Below are 20,936 nucleotides of genomic sequence, written 5' to 3'. Positions count from 1 at the left end.
CAAACACCACAAAGAGTTGTGACAGATGGGCTGAGTTTGTATCCCAGAGCAATTGATGAGGAATTGGCAACGGATGTTGAGCATGAAGTGAGAGGTTGTTTAGGGAATCCGATCGAACAGAGTCATCGCGGCATTAAGCAACGTTACTATCCGATGCTCGGGTTTGGAGCCCTTGAGAGTGCGAAACGATTTTGCCAAGCATTTGATGGAGTGAGGCAGTTTTTGCGACCCAGAGCAAGAATGGCAGCGTTGGTGTCTCTATCGAAGCAACGAGCACACTTTATCGAACGAGTGAATGAATTGCAGGATCTATTTCAAGCCATCTAATCGCAAATGGGAAAGAGGAAGTTTCTGATGATAAGAGGTGATGGAAAAAGCAGTGATTTGAGTACCCAGATCTGACAGTTTCATACTTCCAGAGCATCAGCCCGGTGATCGTGCCTAATACTGTACCTACTGCTAACCCCGCCGGGGCTAAAGTGATGAAGCTCAAGTCGGCCTGACTGTTACGGGGATACCCACCGAACAGAATGATGCTCTTAAATCCAATACTGGCTCCAGCAAGAGAACCTGCTAGCATCCAAAGAATAACGGCACTAAACCTGAACTGGGATGACGCTGAAAGTCCAGCCAAGCCTACAATTGAGCCTATGAATGCACCGATGAGGACTCCAACTACAGCGGCTTGGGTTGTCCAAGTGTAGCTAAGTATATTGGCACTAAGACTTCCAATGATTGCTCCAAAGCTGCTCCAGAGAACAATTCCTAAGATAAAGAAGTAAACTTTATGTCGCATCTGAAAACGTTTGGGATAACACTTCTTATGGATCAAGTCAGTATAAGGTGAGCCTACTTCTGTTAATTCAAGAGCTGCGATCGCCTGCATCAACAGTGGACGTTAGATTGGCTGGCGGTTTCAGCGCAAGTGATATGGCCACACCTCAATTGCCCTTAGCCCATTATGCTCCAGGTTCTCTGCTCTTTGACAGATAGCGACATTAACCATCCTGTCTCAATCTAGCTCACTGAAGATAGCAATTTGTTGCCTCTGTTCTTGTCTGGAAAATCAAGGTTTTGTCGGTCTGCTATCGTTTTTTGGGAGCGATCGCCGCTACTTAAACCTTCACCTGGCAGCAGACGATCGGGTAGTCCGCCCGGATTAACGTCAGCCCTGATCGCTGTTGGAAATCGGTACGATAACGTTGCTTACCCCTGGGATAGAGGCAGGAATTTCGTAAAATTAGCAAGATTCCAGAGCGATCGCCATTTTCTTCAACATGAGCAAACTCCCCGTTAGAGAGTTCTGGAAACATCTCAATAATGCCAAACTGGTTCGCTATCTGTTGTTGTTTGCACTGGCATGGGCGATTGTACAACTGCTAGCGTATTTTCAAACCGTTCTGGTCATTTTTATCTTTGCTGCTATTCTGGCCTTTTTGCTGAATTATCCAGTTCGGTGGCTCGAACGGTGGTTGCCCCACGGTGCCGCTGGCATTACAGTTTTTTTGCTGAGTATCATTATTCTGGGCGGAGCAGTTGTTACCCTTGGCTCTGCTATTGTGTCGCAAGGACAACAACTCGTCAGTCAGTCGCCTGAGCTGATTGATACATTGCTGCCGCTGGTAGGGCAAATCGAACGCCTGCTTGAACAGTGGAACATTCAAGTTGATTTCAGCACCGTTGAGGAGCAACTACAGGAGCAGGCGATCGCTGGAATTGGCATTGGGTTAGCCACTCTTCAGCAAATGCTGACTAATTTGGTAGATGTAATTCTGATTGCCGTTGTTTCCTTCTTCATGTTGCTGGATGGGGAACGTCTGTGGAACTTCGTCATGAAAGTGTTTCCAGCCGAACATCGTGATGATGTAACCACCTCCATTCAGGCAAATTTTCTGGGTTTTTTCTGGGGACGGTTACTGCTATCCACCTTTTTTGCTGGTTCTTGTTTTATTGTGTTTGTCGTTTTGCAAGTACCTTATCCTCTGTTGTTAGCAGCGATCGCAGGTGTCTTTGACCTCATTCCCGGTATCGGTGCTACGTTAGGTGTCATCCTGGTTGCTCTAATTGTTTTACCTCAAGGAATATGGCTGAGTGTTCAGGTCATTGTTATCTGCATTTTGCTTCAGCAAGTAGAAGAAAATTTACTGATGCCGCGCATTATGCAAGGTTCAATTAATATGAATCCTGTCGTTCTCTTCCTGGCACTATTAATTGGAGCAAGAGTCGCAGGACTATTTGGTATTTTTCTAGCCATTCCAATTGCGGGTGTGGTGATTAGTTTACTTAACCTGGAAGACTTAAAGGGAAGCAAGTAAGCCGCGTGTTACACGCGAGCAGTCTTTAATCCTTTTTGAGGAATCCAGCCATCTGCTTGCCTGACACTTTTTCTTTGATAGGTTGATTTTGCAGTGTTTCACTCAACACTCTTCCAGGTTTGGTTACGATGGCGATCGCCCAATCGAAAAATCACTTTTTGGCAGATTTTGCCAGATAGTTCATCCACTTAGCCGTCTGCAAGTTTTGCGCGTGAATAATAGTGCTAATTCGCTTTCAGGGCGCGCTAGCGTACAGACATCCTCGCCAGATCTGAGATAGCATAACTCCCCTACTAGAGTGCAGCTAGCACAGTTGGCCGCGTTTTTTATCAGAGTATAAACTGTAAGTACGCTTTGTATTGTTTGACAGAGAATAATGCGGTTACTTAAGCCTTAAGATGGACGATTATTTGTTGCAAACCAGTAAATTGAACCATATAACTGTTTGTCAACTGCTAAAAGAGGTACCAATTACTGAATGGTTTTAGTTCGCTGGAGTGTTGCGTTAATTATTCTTACTTCTATTTGCGTTAAAGCCGCAAGCCTGATCTTGTCTCTGCTAAGTCTGTTTCTGTTGCCATGTTCTAATAGTTTAAGAGGTTGTGAAACTCCGATTTTTTACTTAGTAACAGTAGAAATATGATATTTCGATAACGGTTTTTCCAGTTACAAGTAAGACTGGCCTGACTACCGTGCCCTGACAGAGCCACACGATTTTCGAACATCCTCTTAATTATCCTGCTAGTCTTCAGTCTTTTGAAAAACTGTGTTTGTGTAAGTCGTTTCAACCAGGCTTCCATAATGACTGCTAATAGCTTTATTCATCAACTCGAAAGTCTTTACCTGCGCGTTAGCGATCTCTATCATGTTGCTAATGTTACTTCGCCGCCCAAACAGGAGTTGCTCCCTGCCGCTTTAAAGGAACTGGGTACGGTATCTGAAGAGTTGCAGGTTGCCGTCGAAATTCTGCATCAACAAAATGAGGAACTGGTTGCAACACGGACAAGAGTAGAAGCAGAACGGCAGCACTACCAGGATTTATTTGAGTTTGCACCGGATGCCTTTATCGCCACTGACTCCATGGGGGTGATTTACCAGGCTAACCGGGCAGCCCTCAAACTTCTCAATATACCTAGAGAGTTTTTGCTGGGTAAACCTTTAGCCGTATTTGTTCACGAAACCGATCGCCAACCGTTTCGATCGCACCTATCAAGGTTGAGTCAAGGCAAGCAACAGCACACGTTGGAACTTCAGCTATGGCGAGCGACAGGCGAGGCACGAAGAGCGGTTCTAACCGCTGTCCCCATTCCTAATGCAACCAGTGGGACGGTTTCATTGGGTTGGTCAATTCATGACATTACGTCGCAGAAGCAGGCAGAAGCAATCCTCTCTGACGATCAACCGTTTTTAGGTCAGGATGGTTCTGTTCATGTCTTCACTAAAGGAGAATTGATTCCATTGCAACCCCAGGCTGTTTGCTGGGTTTGTGACGGTTGGGTAGGGCTAAATACGCTGTCCGAAACGGGTAAGGAGGTTTTTGTTGGGTTGGTGGGCGCTTCTATGCCGTTTGGTTCTCCATTTACAGCGTTATCCATTTACCAGGCGATCGCCCTCTCCACGGTGCAGCTTGCGTATATTCCTTTGAAGGACATCACAAGTTCTCCTGATTTCACTCGGAAGCTGTTTGAAAAAGTAGCTAAGCGACTACAACAAACTGAATTACTGCTCTCTATTTCGGGTCAGCAACGGGTACGCGATCGCCTGTGGGGGCTGCTCATGTTTTTGAAGCAAGAGGTTGGGCAACCCATGGCAGGTGGCACTCAACTGAGCATTCGGTTTACCCATGAAGAGCTAGCGAGTGCCTGCTGCACTACGCGAGTGACAATCACTCGCCTGCTCAATCAGTTTGTGCAAGAAGGGTGTATCCGTTTCAATGCAGATCATCACATCATTCTGATGTGAGAGGGTGCCTGGAATTTGACCTTATGCTGTGCTTCAGCACGGCTGCTGGTTGAACCATTCTAAAACTCGATTCCATGACCACCACGGATCAGGATCATTGAGCTGACGCTGGCAAGCGCTGCTGCTGAGATAACCAACATGACCACCGTGGGACGTTAGCCTGAGATCGATCGCTGCGTTTTGGGCACAGACTGCTTTCAGTTCAGGTACCAGCGTTGGGTCAAACATGGGGTCGTCTGCTGCATACAAAATTAAGGTGGGTCGGGTCAGGTGTGGGAGCTGCTGTAATGGACTGGTGGCATCGTAATATGCCTCTACAGATTCAAATCCCAGTCGTTGAATCACCAATTCGTGATCGAAGGTGCGAATACTGTTCACTCGTGCGATCGCAGATGGATCAAGTGCCCCTGGATGATAAGCATGAATTTGCCATGCCAGCGCTTGCAACTGACGGGCAATAGCACGTTCTAAATATCGTCCCCAGGGATCATTGACCAAATAGGTGAGCGATCGATTGGAATCTAAACTGGGGCAAATCACCGCTGCTCCGGCAATATCCGTGTCGTTTAAGCCTAAGTCGGCTCCCCATGTGGCGCTTGTTTGGGCGGCTTTCACTGCCCACAGTGCCAGTTGCGCTCCCAAAGAGTAAGCCGTAAACCAAAATGGAGCGGGATAGCCCATTGCTTTGGCCTGGGCGGCAATGCGAACAAAATCTTCCCCTTCATATAGCCCATCCGAGGTTAGCGCCGGAGATAGCTCTGCTGTTTTGCCGTGCGCCCGCCAGTCGAACAGCACAACGGCATAGCCCTGGGCAACGGCTTTGCGTCCCAGCAGTTTCAAAAACCATTGATTTTCAAGGCTGCCTGTAATGCCATAGGTGCCAATAATGGTGCCTTTGGGATGCGGAGGACAGGCTACCTTGCCAAAAATAGGGGTATCTCTGGCTCCGGTAAAGATGTGTGGTTGGTAGAGCGGTTCCGGATTAACCGCCAGCGTTTCCCAACGACGGCTCACCTGCAAGGCCGTATAGAGGGTCATAGCCAGACCATTTCTTAGCCCCCACGGCGGGCTGTACGCAACCTGATTCATTGTGATCCAGACTTAAACGGTTTGGGCGATCGCGTCATACATCTGCTCCTATAGTTAAGGGAACATAAGTAATGTCGGGGTTCTCCCTGTCACATTGTATAAGTCCCTGTTCCTGATTGCCCTATGACGCCTCACACCGCTTCGATTACCTTAACCGTACCCGGCCCCCATCCCAAAACACCGTGGGGCAAAACAGCCAACGTGTTGCGGTTTGTCGCCGACTCCATTGGCTTTACCCGGCAACTGTTTCAGACCTATGGTTCGATGGTTTCGTTGCACTATGGCGGTGGCACAAACGTCTACTCGTCTTTGGCACACTGTCCAGGCACCGTGTTTGTTTACGGGCCAGAGTTTGTGCGGCAGGTAGCAACGCAACACGAGATTTACTACAAGCATCCGCTGTCTGGACGGCTATACCGTCGCAAGGATCAGTCTGCCCGAACGGAACCGCTGCAACACTTTGTGGTTGGGTTATTTGGTGTCAACAGCGATCGCCATCGGCAGCACCGTCAACTGATGATGCCTGCCTTTCATCGGCAGCAAATCGAACAGTATCGAGATGATATTGTGGCGATCGCCCAATCAACACTGGACGGGTTAACGGTAGGGGAAACCTGCGACATTTCCCAGGTGATGCGCTTGCTGACAATGCGAGTGGCGACCAAAACCCTGTTTGGCGAAGATATTGGCGAGCGGGGCGGCAGCATTGGTCAACTCCTACAAGATACCCTGAGCATTATGGGGTCACCGTCGATGTCCTTTCTGCCGTTTGATTTACCAGGGTTGCCGTACCGTCGCTTCCTCGATTACATTGCACAATTAGATGACGCAATGCGGGAGATGATTGCCCACAAGCGAGCCGTTGGGGGGCGATCGCGCGATGTGCTGTCGCTGTTGCTTCAGGCGCGAGACGAAGAACTCGGCACGGGTTTAACTGAAGATGAAGTCTTAGGACATGCAGGAGTAATCTTTGCCGCAGGGCATGAAACTAGCTCCAATGCATTGACCTGGACGTTATTTCTGCTGTCGCAACATCCCAAAATCGCGGCTGATTTGCTGGATGAACTCACCAGCGTGTTGCAGGGCGATGCGCCAACGGTGGCACAACTGGCACAACTGCCGCTGCTAGAGCGGGTAGTTAAAGAGAGTATGCGGGTGCTGTCGCCTGTGCCCTGGAATGCTCGGGTCACGTCCCAACCTACCGAGCTAGGAGGGTATGCTTTACCGCAGGGAACAGAAGTTTTTGTGAGCATTACCCAAACCCACCATATGCCTGAGCTATACCCAGACCCAGAGGCATTTCAACCGCAACGCTGGGAAACCATTACGCCCACAGCGTATGAATATAATCCCTTTAGTGCGGGGCCGCGTCTATGCATTGGAGCCGGGTTTGCCATGATGGAAATTAAACTGGTGCTGGCGATGTTGATCCAGCGCTACCGTTTAGAATATGTGCCGCAGGTCAATATTGAGCGGGTCGGGACAATTGTGATGTCGCCCAAGCATGGAATGCCGATGCGGGTTCATCCACCCGACCAGCAATGGACACAGGGCGTTGGCGGGGTGCGGGGAAATATCCGGGATATGGTTAACCTGCCCGCCTGAAGGTAAATGCTGGCTGAGCCTTTTGCCTGATGAAGGCGATCGCCACAAAACAAATCGGATACCTGCGATGTAGCTAACATTCCAGTTCAGCAGCCTTTTCTGCCTGTACAGTAATTAGTAACGAGTTACTCTACTTCACTTCAACATCTAGCGTCATGACAGCAACGACTCACTCAATCGACTGGAATGCGTTTACCGCTGCTCTGGACGGCATCGAGGTGATTCGCGATCGAACGCAGGTCGCCAAACTCTCGAAGGATTACTACACCTATAGCCCAATCTTGCAGGCTCAACTCGCAGACAAGGTTGGGGATGTGGTGGTTCGTCCGGCGAACGAGGCAGACGTGCTACAGGTGGCAAAGGTCTGCGTACAGCAACGAATCCCGCTGACCGTGCGAGGAGCGGGTACCGGAAATTACGGTCAATGCATTCCGCTAGAGGGCGGTGTGATTTTAGACATGACCCGAATGCAAGCAGTGAAGTGGATTAAACCCGGACTAACTTGTGTTGAACCGGGTGTGAAGCTGGCTGCGCTGGATAAGCGTACCAGAGAAACGGGCTGGGAAATGCGGATGGCTCCCTCCACTTACCGCACGGCTACAATTGGGGGATTTATCAGCGGCGGCAGCGGCGGTATTGGCTCGATCAGGTATGGGCAATTGCGCGATCGCGGCAATCTTCACGCTGTGCGGGTAGTGACTATGGAAGATGAACCTCGCGTCATTGAGCTGAGAGGCGATGAGGTGCAAAAGGTAAACCATGCCTATGGCACAAACGGTATTATCACCGAACTTGAAATTCCGCTGGGTTCGGCCTATCCCTGGACAGAATTGATTGTTACTTTTTCCGACTTTATGGGTGCGGCGCGGTTTGGGCAGGCGCTCAGCGACTCCGATGGGATCATCAAAAAGCTAATCTCGATTCATGCCACGCCCGTTCCTACCTACTTTGCCGCTCTCCGCAGCTACATTCCAGCCGATCGCCATTGTGCCCTGCTAATGGTTTCTGAATGTTGCCTGGAGCCGCTGGCTGAGTTGGTGCGCGACTACGATGGCACGATTACCTACACCAAAGCAGCTAAGGATGCCAGTAAGGGCATTGCGTTGATGGAATATACCTGGAACCATACGACGCTTCATGCCCGCAGCGTTGACCCATCATTAACCTACCTGCAAACGCTGTTTCCAGCCGACCAGGAGCTGAAGCTGGTAGAGCATATGTATCACCACTTTGGCGATGAAGTGATGATGCATTTAGAATTTATTCGGGTCAACGGTGCCAATTTGCCGGCGGCTTTGCAGATTGTGCGATATTCTACAGCCGATCGCCTCAATGACATTATTAAATACCATGAGGATAACGGTGCCTTCATTGCCAACCCCCACACTTATATCCTGGAAGACGGCGGCAGGAAGGCGATCGACCCCGTTCAGCTTCAGTTTAAGGAAGCGGTTGATCCCTATGGCTTGCTCAATCCCGGTAAAATGCGAGCCTGGTTAGAGAGATAAATGGCTCCAGTTAATTCAGCAAGTTTGTTTGGCGATCGTTCAGTAAGGGAATTTGCACCGTAAAGCATGTGCGATCGGCAGCGCTTTCAACCGCAATGGAGCCACCGAGATGTTCAATTAGTTTTTTGATGAGGGCTAAGCCAAGACCTGTTCCACCCTGCCTCCAGGCATCAATATTGGGAATGCGGTAAAACTTATCGAAAATTCGCAGCAGCTCATGGGCTGGAATTTCAACCCCAAAATTGACGACCTTCAGCACCAGTTCGTCAGGCTCAAGGGCAATGACGACTGAAATATATTCGCCGGGTGGCGTGTATTTGCAGGCATTGGTTAAAAGCTCAGCTATGATGCGCTCTAACGCCGCCGCATCCGACAAAATAGCTGGTAAATAGGAGGGGAGTTCCACCTGTAGGGTCTGCTGACGGGCGTTGGCTCGTTCAACAAACGGTTGCACAATTTTAGGGAGCCAGGTTTGCAGCGGAATTTCAGTAATCGACAGAGATTGTTTTCCAACTTCCAGGCGTTGTAAGTCGAGCAGGTCGTTGATCAGGTCAGTCTCTCGTTTACACTCATTGCCCAAAATCTGCAAATACAAGCTGATTTTATGAGTCTGAGGCGCATTTTCATGATCTAGCATGACGGCTGCTGCATCTGGTAAATGGGTTTGCCTTAACGACAACTCCAGCATTTGTAGCGCCATTGTCATGTTGGCGACGGGCGATCGCAACTCATGAGACACCGTGTTAAGAAAGTCATCTTTGGAATGGTTCAGCCGTTCCAGTTCTTCGACCTGGGTTTGCACTGCCTGATAGAGCCGCGCCTGTCGAATGGCGATCGCACATTGGTTTGCCACCTGTTTAACCAGATGAATTTCCAGCGTGGAAAAGGCGCGATCGCGCTGATCGAGCAGCAGCAAGTCGCTCAACACTCCCTGCTCGTCAATAATGGGGCAGATCAGCAGCACGAAGCGCTCTGGGGTTGAAGCCGCAATTGCGGTACAGAACTGGGTACAGTCTCCCTGATGGATCTGCTGATACACCTGGAGAAATTCGGGAACTGGCAACAGCGGCACCTGAGACTTGAAGGGCACAACAGACGTTTCGTATAAAATTCCCACCTGAGATAGATCGGGCGAATGATAGGCTGCGTTGCAATAGCGCACCTGCAAAATTTGAGCCAGCTCTTGTACTGCCGTTTGCACAATTAACGTCTCATCTAGCGAGTCGCGCACTTTCTCTGTTACCCGTTGCAATACCGCTTCAAAAGCCAGGGCTTGTTCTAGCTGTTGAGTCCGTTCTTGCACCTGGGATTCTAACAGTGAATTAAATTGCTGCACCTGCTGATACAGTTCGGATTGTTGGATGGCAATGCCCACTTGAGCGGCTAACTGCTGCAATAGCTCAATTTCTGGCGACTGCCAGTGTTTTGCGCCAGAGCATTGATGGGTAACTAATAATCCCCACAGTTGGTTGGTTTGTAAGATGGGTACGATTAAGGCCGCCCTGACTTGAAGTTGATTGAAGCCGTTAAGCTGCTCAACCGTCAATGAAGCCTGGAGAATATCGTCGATCGCCTGAACCTGACCTTCTTGGTTGAGCCAATCAAAGGCTTCAATGAAACAGGCTCCGTGAATTTGCGTCCCCAACAGCGGTGCCCATTCTGGGGTAACCGATTCCACTACAACCGTACCGCTCAGGTCAGGTTCAATGCGTAAGATGAGCGTGCGATCGGCCTGAAGAAACTGGCGCACCTCCGCTACTGTTGTATTGAGTACCGCTTCCATATCCAGCGATTGGCGGATGCGCTGGGTGATGTCGCCAACTAACCGTTCCCGCTCAACCTGCTGCTGTAAGGCTTTCTCGGCCTGCTTGCGCTCCGTGATATTGATGCTGGTACCAATAATGCGATGGATGCGATTGTGGCGATCGCGCAGCGGATGGAGGGTCGTGAACCACCATGTCTGGCGTTGGTCAAACGGCAAGCATTCTTCATAGGTAATGGAGTCGCCAGCCTGAACACAATCTTCGTAATGTTGACGAACGGCAACAGCCGCATCCGGTGAAAAAATCTGGTCTGGTGTCTTATTACATAGGTCTTCAGTGGACAGACCTGTTAACCGCTCATGGGCTGCATTTGAGGCAACATAGCGAAACTGCTGCGGCTCGGTAATATCCACCACGAAAATGGGTTCTTCGATGCCATTGTAAATGCTGCGTAAAAGCTGTTCTTGTTCTCGCAGTGAGCGTTCTATGCGATGACGTTCTATGACTTCCGCTTGCAGTTGCGCGATCGCCCACCTCAAGGCACTGGTTCGATCTAGGTTGTCTTCTAATGCTTGGTTGACCCGCTTCAGCGCTGTTTCTGGTTTAGCCCGCAACGGGCGATCGCTTTCTGCTAATGGGTGGAATGGCCTGATCCACAACAGCAAGCCCTGCTGCGGATGAGCAGAAACAGTGGCTTGCTGCATCTGGTGCTGTTGGGGTGTGCCACAGCGCAACGGTTGACTGATCTGCCAGGTGGGTTGCTTTGCCACCGTATCTAGTGCGTGTTTCAGTGTATCGCGATCGTCAGGATGAACCAGGGTGAATACAGGCGTGCCAACACGGTCGTCCGTCGGATGGTTGCTAAAACTGGATACATTAGACGGCTCGATCGCCAAAATCGTACCGTTGAGGCTGAGCTGCAAATACAGTGAACTCTGAGGCTCTGGAGGCAACTTGTACATTGACTCGGCTGCAACTTCACAGGAAACACGTTCTAAAAGATGATGGAATCGAGGTACAGACTGTGGTTCAGCACTACCGTAAAGCCATGTTAGCTGGTCGTCGAAATTCATAGCCAACTGCCCTTAGCAAAACTCAATATTGCTTGCTGTGTCGTTTGGTATGGTTCTACCCCGGTCAAAGCATTTGCGACAGGTCTGGATGACGCCAGTAGACTATCCATCCGATGATTACACATCTTGTATTTAATTATACAAGTCGAAATAAAGGGAGATGTTTCTTTGTGGTTTGTTACTGAAAGGCGCACGGTTGGTTTAGCAACGGTGATACGCGATCGCCGGGGGTGGATCTGGCTTCGGTTTTGAGAGAGCCGTTTCAGTAAAGTTTCCCTATTAAAATGGCAGGTGTTGCTAAGGGGATGTAGCGCATTCATACCGTAATTCAGCAATGCCAAATTGCAGGCTGGTGACGGATGGCAGTCGGCGTTGGCAGATCTGTGATTGGGGCGATCGCGGTTGTTCCAGATCCTGACCACTAGCATGACTGTCGCAACCGACAGTTCATTTCCTCGCAAATTGCTCTATTACAGAAAAGAAGATCCCCTGTATTGAAGTCAATTGGGGGCAATATAGAAAATAAGGTCGTTTCAGATCATCATGCTTCCCAATAGACAGTTGTAATAACACAGGCTGATGTAGATTCAAACCTACAGATTCCAAATAGTGCGCCTTATCTCCGGGGGCGAAAGAGTGCTACCAGTGAAAGACTACCGAGCCAATGACCTCAAGTGAACCAAGTTGATGAATGAGACTCTGCACAGCGCTGCGAAAGGAACTATCTTAATCGTTGACGACACACCAGAAAATCTGAGTCTTCTTTCTGATGCTCTCCTGGATCAGGGGTATGGGGTTTGTGAAGCGACTACCGGGGCAATGACGTTTCAAGTGGTGCAAACCACCTTGCCAGACTTAATCTTGCTCGACATCAAGCTACCCGACATAGACGGTTATGAGGTTTGTCGGCGGTTGAAGGCATCTGAGCGAACCCAAAGGATTCCAGTAGTTTTTCTAAGCGCTCTTACTGAAACGCTCGACAAGGTGCAAGCATTTGCGGTGGGAGGTGTAGACTTCATTACTAAACCGCTGCAACTGTCGGAAGTCTTTGCCCGCATTGAGAATCAACTCGCTATTTATCACCTACAACAGCAGCTAACGCAGCAAAATGCTCAGCTTCAAGCCGAAATTTTGAAGCGTCAACAGGCAGAGGCCGAACTGCATCAACTGAATACGGCTCTGGAGCAAACCGTTTTAGATCGCACCGATCAACTGGCTGTTGCCAACCGGGAACTCAACTATCGAGTCGCTGAATATAAACGCATGGCGGTGGCACTGCGTGAAAGTGAATCGCGGTTTCGATCGCTCAGTGAATCGTCACCCATTGGCATTTTTACAACCGATACCAACGGCAGGTACACCTATATCAATCCGAAGGGGCAGGAGATTTGTGGATGGACAGCCGCGAAAAGCCTGGTAGAAACCTGGACGCAGTGCCTTCAGACGTTAGATCAAACGTGGGAGATGGAAGACTGGTTGATGGCGATTCAATCGGGTCAAACCTGTTCTCAGCAGTTTCAGTTTCGGCATCAAGATGGCGGCATCCGCTGGGTTCAAATTCATGTTGTGCCGTTAAGGTCGGAGACGGGCGACATAAAAGGACACATCGGCACCATTGAAGACATTACCGATCGCAAACAGGTAGAAGATGACCTGAGAGCTTCACATCAAAAAGTGACCAGCATTTTAGAGAGCATTACAGAAGCTTTCTTCACCCTCGACCAGGATTGGCGAATCACCTACCTTAATCCCAAAGCGGGGCAGTTGCTTCAATGTAGTCACGATGAACTGTGGGGTAAGGTGTTTTGGGATAAGTTTCCCAAGTCGCCTGACTCGCTGTTTTATCAAGAATTTCATCGTGCCGTTGCAACGAAGGTGAGCATAGCGCTGGAAGAGATCTGCCCGACTCTTGGCTCCTGGTTTGAAGTCCATGCGTATCCGATGGACGATGGCTTAGCGGTTTACTTTCAAGACATCACTGAGCGGAAGCGAGCAGAACAACAAATTCAAAATCAGATCCAGCGAGAACAGGCGTTGAACCGCGTGATTCAGGCGGTGCGCCAGTCGTTGGAGCTTGACCATATTTTTACAGCCACAGCCAATGAGGCTGGCAAACTGTTTCAGGTTGAGCAGGTCAATATTGTTCAATACTTACCAGAGCAACAGGTTTGGCGAGTATTGGCGAACTATCGGCAAAACGAAAATGACTCCAGCCTGGTGGGTTTCAACATTGCGGATGAAGCCAACCCAATTGCCGCGCAGCTAAAACGGCTAGAAATCGTTCGAATTAACGACACCGGACTGATTGATGATGAGGCAAATGCCGCTCTGTTGCCGTTGATGCCAACGGCCTGGTTGATGGTGCCGTTACATATGGGTGGAGTGCCGTGGGGCAGCCTGACGTTAATGCGAGACAAGCAGTTCTCACCCTGGCAAGATGCAGAGGTTCACCTGGCTTGTATTGTGGCGGATCAGTTGACGATCGCCATTCAGCAGTCTGAACTTTATCGTCAGGTGCAGCAGCTCAATGCCACTCTGGAATATCAGGTGCAGGAGCGAACGGCACAGTTGCAGCAAGCCCGCAAATTTGATGCCTTGCTGAATCGCATTACTGACAAAGTGCGTGACAGTTTGGATGAGCATCAGATTCTACAAACAGCGGTGCAAGAATTGGCGCTGGGGTTAAACCTGATTGTTTGCGATACGGCAGTTTATGATTTAGCCCAGCGAACGTCAACGGTTCGGTATGAGTATGGTGCTTCAACCCGGCCTCAGATGCAGGGAACGGTCTGGAACATGGCCGATTTTCCGACTTGCTATCAGCAATTGTTGAACCATCAATGGCTGCACTGTTGCGATTGTCACACCATTCAAGGCTGGCGCGCTGTTTTGGCCTGTCCCATTTTTGACGATCAGGGCATTTTGGGAGATTTGTGGCTCTCGAAGCTGAAAGAAGAAGCATTTAGTGAACAAGAAATTCAGGTGGTGCAGCAGGTTGCAAACCACTGTGCGATCGCCATTCGGCAGGCACGCTTGTATGCGGCGGCGCAGGCGCAGGTAAAGGAATTGGCAAAGCTCAATCAGCTTAAAGACGATTTTCTGAGTACCGTGTCTCACGAGTTGCGATCGCCTGTTACTACTATGAAGATGGCGATTCAAATGTTGAGTCTGGCGCTTAACCAGTCAACCGCACTTTATGCATCGGGGGCAGAAACGAACCCGCAAAAGGATGAGTCAGCGTCCAGGGTGGGGCAATATTTGTCTGTGTTGGGGCGAGAATGCGATCGCGAAATCAACCTGATCAATGACTTGCTTGATTTACAGCGGCTAGAAGCTAACGAATATTCCACCGAGGCCGAGTGGATTGAACTGGATCAATGGCTTTTACCATTGACCACATTGTTTCACGAGCGGGCACAGGCTCGCCATCAGCGATTACTCATCCAAATCCCAGATGGGTTGCCGCTTGTATGGTCGAATCGTGAGGCGTTAAGCCGCATCTTGACTGAGTTATTACATAACGCCTGTAAATACGCTCCCCCTCAAGAGCAGATTGTGTTGCAGGTTTGGGCAGACAACCTGCATATCACGTTTCGAGTCACCAACTTTGGCAGTGAAATTCCGGTGAATGAACTTCCTAATATCTTTGAAAAGTTCTACCGGGTGGTTGGTTCCGATCGCTGGCAACAGGGTGGAACAGGCTTAGGATTAGCGCTGGTAAAAAAGCTAGTAGACCATTTGGGTGGAACCATTACGGTGAATAGCGCTGAATTAACCACCTCCTTTACGGTGGTTATACCCCAAACGGCGGCGGCTGTAGACCCGTGACGACATTCTGTTTGAAAAGCCGAAGGGCATTTGGTAAAACGCCCTTCATGCAATGGGTAATGGCCGTAAACGCCTAGGATGCCAGATCCGCAATTGCTGCATTGCGCGAGACGCTGTAATGGCCGGTTTTACCGCGATACCACTTATTGTCTTTCAATCCGGTGGACAAAATGTTGGAAATACGGTTACTGGCCTTGCTGCGAACCTGTTTGGGCATCTCGTCCAGGAAGATGGAATCAATCATCTCGGGGATACCAACTACATCATTAGACTGGCGTTGCAGCACATTGGAAACCGCTTCAGGCAGAGAGGTTTTGCTAAATTCATCTCGCACATACTGCTGCCAATCTTGCGATCGCCGGGCGACCTTATTGGAAGCCTTTGCTGAAGTTTTAGTGGAGGCTTTAGGCGCTTTGGTTTTAGGGTCTGCTTTGGCCGCATCAGTAGACGATTTGGAGGTTGTTGTCTTTGGAGCCTTGGCAGGTACCTTTGCCTTCTCCGAGGTTGCTTTGGGTTTGCGACCTCGCTTGGGAGCTGTCTCTGTTGCAGGAACAGGAGCCGCTTCCGGAGATTTACCGTTCTTCGTTTCAACAACGGGTAGCTCTACTTCAACAGGCACTTCTGCAACAGATGCCGGAGCCGGAGCAGACGGTGAGAATATTGAAATGACTGATTCAAGGCTCTTGCGTTTTGCCTGAATCTCTTGCAATTGGCTTTGCAATTGAGCTTCTTGCTGAGCCAGCGTTGAATCAACATCTAGAAGTTTGGTTAACGTGGTATCAGTGTGATTAGCCTGATGTAGATCTTGCATTCGTAGGATTCCTCCAATTAGGGATTTGTGGTTTGAAAGACCAATGAACGACCGCACCCAACCCAGAAAACGTTCTTGAAAAAGTGATGTGATCGTTTCACTACATCCGTTTAAGTGCGATTGAGTGAAATTCTCACTAAACCCGGGAGGTTTAATCAAGTTCGTTTCAAAGAATAGCGTGGGAAAACTTTGAAGGTCGTTCGCAAGCGGTTTATCTATACGATCGCACCGAATCAATAAACTCTTGCATTAGCCATTCAATATAGCAGTTGAAGTGAGATGTCTACAACAATTTGCCCTGAAATGATGAAAGTTATGCATCTCTTTACATAGGGAAATACAGATAGCTTAGTTGTTTGGCTTCCAACCCTCCCTTACTTCTGCTGTCATTTTGATGGATGGCATCTGGCAATTTGATCATCGTCCGCTCTTTTTTGAACCATCAAGCTGACGTCTAGCGCCCTGCATTTCAAGTGAAAAAGGAGCAGTTTAACGGTATGGGCTGGAGGCGATCGCTCAACATTGGCTGCTTCAAGAGAACATTGTGTGAGCTGTTCCTATCCGCTTTGCTCTTCTGTTGGATGGCTGAGTGACCGAGCGGCAGTCAGTTTGCGCGGCTGGCTGCAAAAAATAGCCGAGAAACAGGGCAAAGCATACTGTCATTTTGCCGGAGGCGATCGCGGATTCCAATCAACAGCTATTTTTTGCCCTGAGTTTCAGAGTTGAGTGCGATCGATATGACTTTGAATGTTGGTTTGGCTCGGCTCGCTGGTAGTTGAATAAGCGTCAAAGGCAACCATCAGACATTCTTTGAAGTAACGCTTCTGCCTCATATTTTTTGTTTATTGTTGGCGATTTTAGGGGGGTGTCTGTCTGCATAGGTTGACTCGCTGAGTGTTCCCTGCCGCAAACGAGCCAGGTTCAAAGAATGTCCAGTGGATAAAACATGTTGTTCAAATTGCAGCCGCGATCGAATGACAGTACGGTTGAAGAGGAAACCACGCTCAAGAAATCCGACTGAATTGAAATAGAGCAAAGGGGGGCAAAGACGGAAAATAGAGTTCAACGCTAAGAAAGGGGCGTTGCCGAATGGATAGATGCATCATTGAGCGGTCATGGCTCTGATCGCCCCTTTTGTGGCTTGCCGCAGGCGCTAAACCCTTAGAGGGTGTCTGAAGAATAGCTCAACATTCTAAATTAGCCCCCTAAATCCCCCAGTTTTGGGGGACTTTGAAACAGAATTGATTCGGAAGTCCCCGTTCGGCTGAGCGCTCACGTCGAAGCCAGAATTGGGGGATTAGGGGGCGGTTCGAGTTGGAGCTTAGCACTTTTAAGACATCCTCTTAATCCGGAAGCCTCAAGCGGGTTTTGAACTAGAAACTGGATTGTGGAAGTCTCCACAGTTGAGGAATCTATGGTAGAAATGGCAATGCCTGAAGTCTTGTGAACCGCAACCGCCTATACTCTATCTAGCATGTAGCGTGATTGGTCTAAGGTTGCGCCAAGTTATTCATCACTGGATTTGTATCTTTAACTTATGCCCTGGATTCCGCTTAGCTATCGCCTGAATCAACTGCCCTTAATTCTGGCAGGTCCGATTCTTCGACGAACTGAATCGAATTCTGTCACGGTTTGGGTTGCTCTGCGATCGCCCTGCAAGGTGGTGTTGACGATTCATGCCACGGAACAGGGCAATGGCTCAAGGATTCACGCTCCTGTAATGGAGGGCGATCGCTCGACGGTGCGGCTTGGTGAGCATTTACATGTGGTTGCGGTGACGGCAGCCGCTCCAGACCATCGGCTGCACGCGCAGCAAGTCTATGCCTATGATCTGATGTTTGAGTTGGACGAGGATCGGGTCGAGGCATTCAACAATGGGGAGACTGGGGAGGCGGCATCGCGTCAAACGTTGCAGCAAGCGCTCAACTCTCCCGCTTTGTCGGTACAGGTCAGCTATTTTGATCATGGTTTACCCACCTTTGCCTTACCGCCAACCGATTTAAACCACCTCCGTATTGCTCATGGTTCGTGTCGAAAGCCGTTAGGAGAAGGGTTGGACGCGTTGCCCATTCTGGACGACTTAATTGAGCAAACGGCTCTCGATCCGATTCGCAGACCTCATCAACTCTTTTTTACTGGCGACCAAATTTATGGAGATGATGTAGCTAACCCGCTGCTGCTGCTGTTGACGGAGGCTGGTGATACATTACTGGGTTGGGAAGAACCGTTGCCGATCGCCCATTCATCCACCAGCGGCAGCACGTATGTAACGCCGAACCAACTCAAACCGGGACAGCGCAGCGAAATTGCTGAAGCAGAAGGTGGATTGACAGCCGGATTACAGAAACAACCAGAACGAGCCAAAAGCCATTTATTTGGGTTTGGCGAATATTGCACCACCTACCTGTTGTTTTGGTCACAAACGCTGTGGCCGGAGGAGTTTCCAGACGGGCGCGAAGTTTATGACGACGCGAAACAAGTAAAGACATGGAATAAAGAAGCGCGAGAGCTACAAGAGTTTGCTTACTCGCTTAACAAAGTGCGGCGGCTGTTGGCCAATGTGCCCACATATATGATCTTTGATGATCACGACATTAGTGATGACTGGTATCTGAATCAGGCATGGTGTCTGCGCGTGTTAGGAAAACCGCTAGGACGGCGCACGGTGCAAAATGGCATGTTGGCCTATGCCATCTTCCAAGGATGGGGGAACACGCCTGAGCAATTTCAACCGGGTCAAGTGGGTGAACAGTTGCTTACCGCAGCGGCTCAATGGTCAAACACCTGCGGACGAGACGATACTGCCAGTGACGCGATCGCCCGTTACCTGGGTTTACCTGAATCAGATGCACTGACGGGTTTACCCAAACTAATATTGGATGGTGATGTTTTTGTACTCGATCGCGACCCGATTGCCCTGACCTGGCACTATACCATTCGCAGTACGGGGCATGATGTTATCGTGCTAGATACGCGCACATGGCGCGGCTACCCTGCTGGGGATGCGTTGCCCACGGCTCCACCCATGTTGCTTAGCCCAACCGCATTTGAACAGCAGATCCGGCAACCGATGCAGCAGTGTGGGCGATCGCAGCGCGCTGATGATGCCAGTGCTAAAGCAACGCTGGTGGTTGCGCCTACTAACCTGGTGGGCTTGCAGCTAATTGACTGGATTCAACATTGGAACCTGAAACAGCGCAAGGTATTTGAGAATGATGTGGGCGATGCCTGGAACATTCACAAGTCTGCCTTTGCCCAACTGTTAAGCATTTTGTTTGAACAGCGCGATCAGGTCATTGTCCTGTCGGGCGATATTCATTATGGGTCGGCTGTGCGGCTTAAGTACTGGCTACATCCTTCCGATGGGCTGCAAGACCCGGCACAGCTCGAATCACAGGAGATTGAGCAAGCCTGTGTGTTGGCGCAACTAACAGCCAGCGCATTTAGCAATGCGGAACTTAAAACCCGAATTGTTCATACTAAATTGAAGTCATTGCTGCCAGAAGCCAATCGTAAATGGGTAGGGTGGTCGAATCCGCCCGATGTGGCAGAAGTGAAAACGGTACGGGCGATCGCCGCCAAGCGTCATGATGCTCCTCCCGACTGGACGTACCAAATTGAATGGATTAAACGCCAACCCGCTTACACCGCTTCCTGGGCACGGCAGGTATTGTGGCTGCGGTTACACCATGAGGCTCAGATGACCGCATTAAAACGCTTCACCGACTGGCTTGCTTTACTCTGGCGCAACCGCTGGATTCAAGACGGCAGAGAAGTGGTTGGAGTGAATAACCTGGGTATTGTTCACCTTAGCTGGTCAGCAGACATCACCCAGCGATCGGTCACGCAAGACCTGTACTGGTATCCAATTTGGAAGCCCGACAGCATTGTCTCTAGCCGCTATGAAGTTCCCCTGGGGCTCAATGAAATGGTGCCGCAAGAGAAACGGTAGAGCCAGAAAAACAAGCCATAATACCATCCACTTCAAAGACATTTAGCCAACCGCGCGTTAATCAGCCGTTTCATGTGCCGTTACAAACCAATCGAGCAACCGTCGGGCGATGCTCATCTTGGGCGGAACTTGCGGCAACTGATGTTTATGAAACCAGGCGGCCTCGGTTAACTCCTCCGGTTCAACCACAATCTCACCAGCAGCATACTCTGCTGTAAACCCAATCATAAGCGAGTTAGGATAAGGCCAGGGTTGAGAGCCAAAATAGCGAATGTCTTTGACCTGAATACCCACTTCCTCTTGCACCTCGCGGCTCACCGTTTCCTCCAGCGACTCTCCAGGCTCCACAAATCCGGCAAGGACACTATACATTCCGGGCGGAAACCGATGCGCTCGTGCTAACAAAACATCATCACCGCGATGAACCAACACAATGATGGCAGGTGACAGTCGAGGATAGTTAACCAGTCCACAGGCCGGACAACGCTTCGCCCGTTCATGAGGAAGCTGAGTCATTTGCGTGGCACAGTGACCACAGTATTGGTGCGTGCGATCCCACTCAACGATTTGAATAGCACGACCACCCAGCGTATAAAAACCTTCATCCAGAAGGCCATATAGCTCACGCAATCCCTTAAAACCCATGCCATTAGGAGCGATCGCATCACCTGGCAGTTCCGCCGAGTAGCACGGCTCACCATCGATCGTTCCCAAAAACTGAGTGCGTATCGGCATCAAACCAATATCAGCGAGATCCTTCAGTTTTGGCACGATGCTTATCCTCTCCTCCACTTGAACCAGCAGCTTATTACCCTTAAACGCAAACCACCATGCCGCTTCAGAGAGATCGTGAGGGGAAACAATACCAGGAATAAATGTTCGACGCATATTGCTCGATAAAACTCCCTTCATATCCTCGCACCATCAGGCTAAAGTCTGCCAAGCAAACTTAAATGACATCACGACCGTACCACTCTCAGAGCGCCTAACGCATAAGCCAATTGATAGGTTTCCCCACATTGTCCTAACC

At 49.7% G+C, this 20,936-nt stretch carries 11 protein-coding genes; 7 read left to right on the top strand and 4 right to left on the bottom strand.

Annotated features, from left to right (window positions below):
• From IQ268_RS29380 to IQ268_RS29365, 3 genes are all read left to right on the top strand, one after another.
• On the top strand, window positions 1-327 hold a 327-nt coding region (locus IQ268_RS29380; RefSeq protein WP_193886543.1), incomplete at its 5' end, for a DDE-type integrase/transposase/recombinase.
• A 950-nt stretch (window positions 328-1,277) separates the two neighbouring features.
• Window positions 1,278-2,315: an AI-2E family transporter gene (locus IQ268_RS29370; protein WP_193886541.1), complete on the top strand. Its 1,038-nt coding sequence runs from the start codon at window positions 1,278-1,280 to the stop codon at window positions 2,313-2,315.
• Window positions 2,316-3,116: 801 nt separating this feature from the next.
• Entirely contained in the window at window positions 3,117-4,277 is a 1,161-nt protein-coding gene (locus IQ268_RS29365; protein ID WP_193886539.1) for a PAS domain S-box protein, read from the top strand.
• Window positions 4,278-4,310: 33 nt separating this feature from the next.
• On the opposite strand, the gene IQ268_RS29360 is transcribed toward IQ268_RS29365, so the two are convergent.
• Window positions 4,311-5,366 carry a YheT family hydrolase gene (locus IQ268_RS29360; protein WP_193886537.1) on the bottom strand — a complete coding sequence of 352 codons (1,056 nt, stop codon included), beginning with the start codon at window positions 5,364-5,366 and terminating at the stop codon, window positions 4,311-4,313.
• A gap of 123 nt (window positions 5,367-5,489) precedes the next feature.
• Between IQ268_RS29360 and IQ268_RS29355 the strand changes: the two genes are divergently transcribed.
• Window positions 5,490-6,971, top strand: a complete 1,482-nt coding sequence (locus IQ268_RS29355) for a cytochrome P450 (RefSeq protein WP_193886535.1) — start codon at window positions 5,490-5,492, stop codon at window positions 6,969-6,971.
• A gap of 155 nt (window positions 6,972-7,126) precedes the next feature.
• A complete protein-coding gene (locus tag IQ268_RS29350) occupies window positions 7,127-8,479 on the top strand; it encodes an FAD-binding oxidoreductase (protein ID WP_193886533.1) in 1,353 nt (450 codons plus the stop codon).
• A gap of 10 nt (window positions 8,480-8,489) precedes the next feature.
• Here the strand turns inward: IQ268_RS29350 and IQ268_RS29345 are convergent, their stop codons facing one another.
• Window positions 8,490-11,315 carry a GAF domain-containing sensor histidine kinase gene (locus IQ268_RS29345; protein ID WP_193886532.1) on the bottom strand — a complete coding sequence of 942 codons (2,826 nt, stop codon included), beginning with the start codon at window positions 11,313-11,315 and terminating at the stop codon, window positions 8,490-8,492.
• Window positions 11,316-12,002: 687 nt separating this feature from the next.
• Here IQ268_RS29345 and IQ268_RS29340 point away from each other — a divergent pair.
• Entirely contained in the window at window positions 12,003-15,143 is a 3,141-nt protein-coding gene (locus tag IQ268_RS29340) for a PAS domain S-box protein (RefSeq protein ID WP_193886531.1), read from the top strand.
• A gap of 73 nt (window positions 15,144-15,216) precedes the next feature.
• On the opposite strand, the gene IQ268_RS29335 is transcribed toward IQ268_RS29340, so the two are convergent.
• Window positions 15,217-15,954, bottom strand: a complete 738-nt coding sequence (locus IQ268_RS29335) for a hypothetical protein (protein ID WP_193886530.1) — start codon at window positions 15,952-15,954, stop codon at window positions 15,217-15,219.
• A 1,537-nt stretch (window positions 15,955-17,491) separates the two neighbouring features.
• On the opposite strand from IQ268_RS29335, the gene IQ268_RS29330 reads away from it, so the two are divergent.
• Window positions 17,492-19,906 (top strand): PhoD-like phosphatase, encoded by a 2,415-nt coding sequence (locus IQ268_RS29330; RefSeq protein WP_193886529.1) that lies wholly within the window; start codon window positions 17,492-17,494, stop codon window positions 19,904-19,906.
• Window positions 19,907-19,963: 57 nt separating this feature from the next.
• Here the strand turns inward: IQ268_RS29330 and nudC are convergent, their stop codons facing one another.
• Window positions 19,964-20,794 carry an NAD(+) diphosphatase gene (nudC, locus tag IQ268_RS29325; RefSeq protein ID WP_193886528.1) on the bottom strand — a complete coding sequence of 277 codons (831 nt, stop codon included), beginning with the start codon at window positions 20,792-20,794 and terminating at the stop codon, window positions 19,964-19,966.
• Window positions 20,795-20,936: the final 142 nt, after the last annotated feature.

Origin of the sequence: Oculatella sp. LEGE 06141, assembly GCF_015207605.1 — a bacterium.
Classification (GTDB): Bacteria; Cyanobacteriota; Cyanobacteriia; order Elainellales; family Elainellaceae; genus Oculatella.
This window is presented reverse-complemented; position numbering and strand designations above follow the sequence as displayed.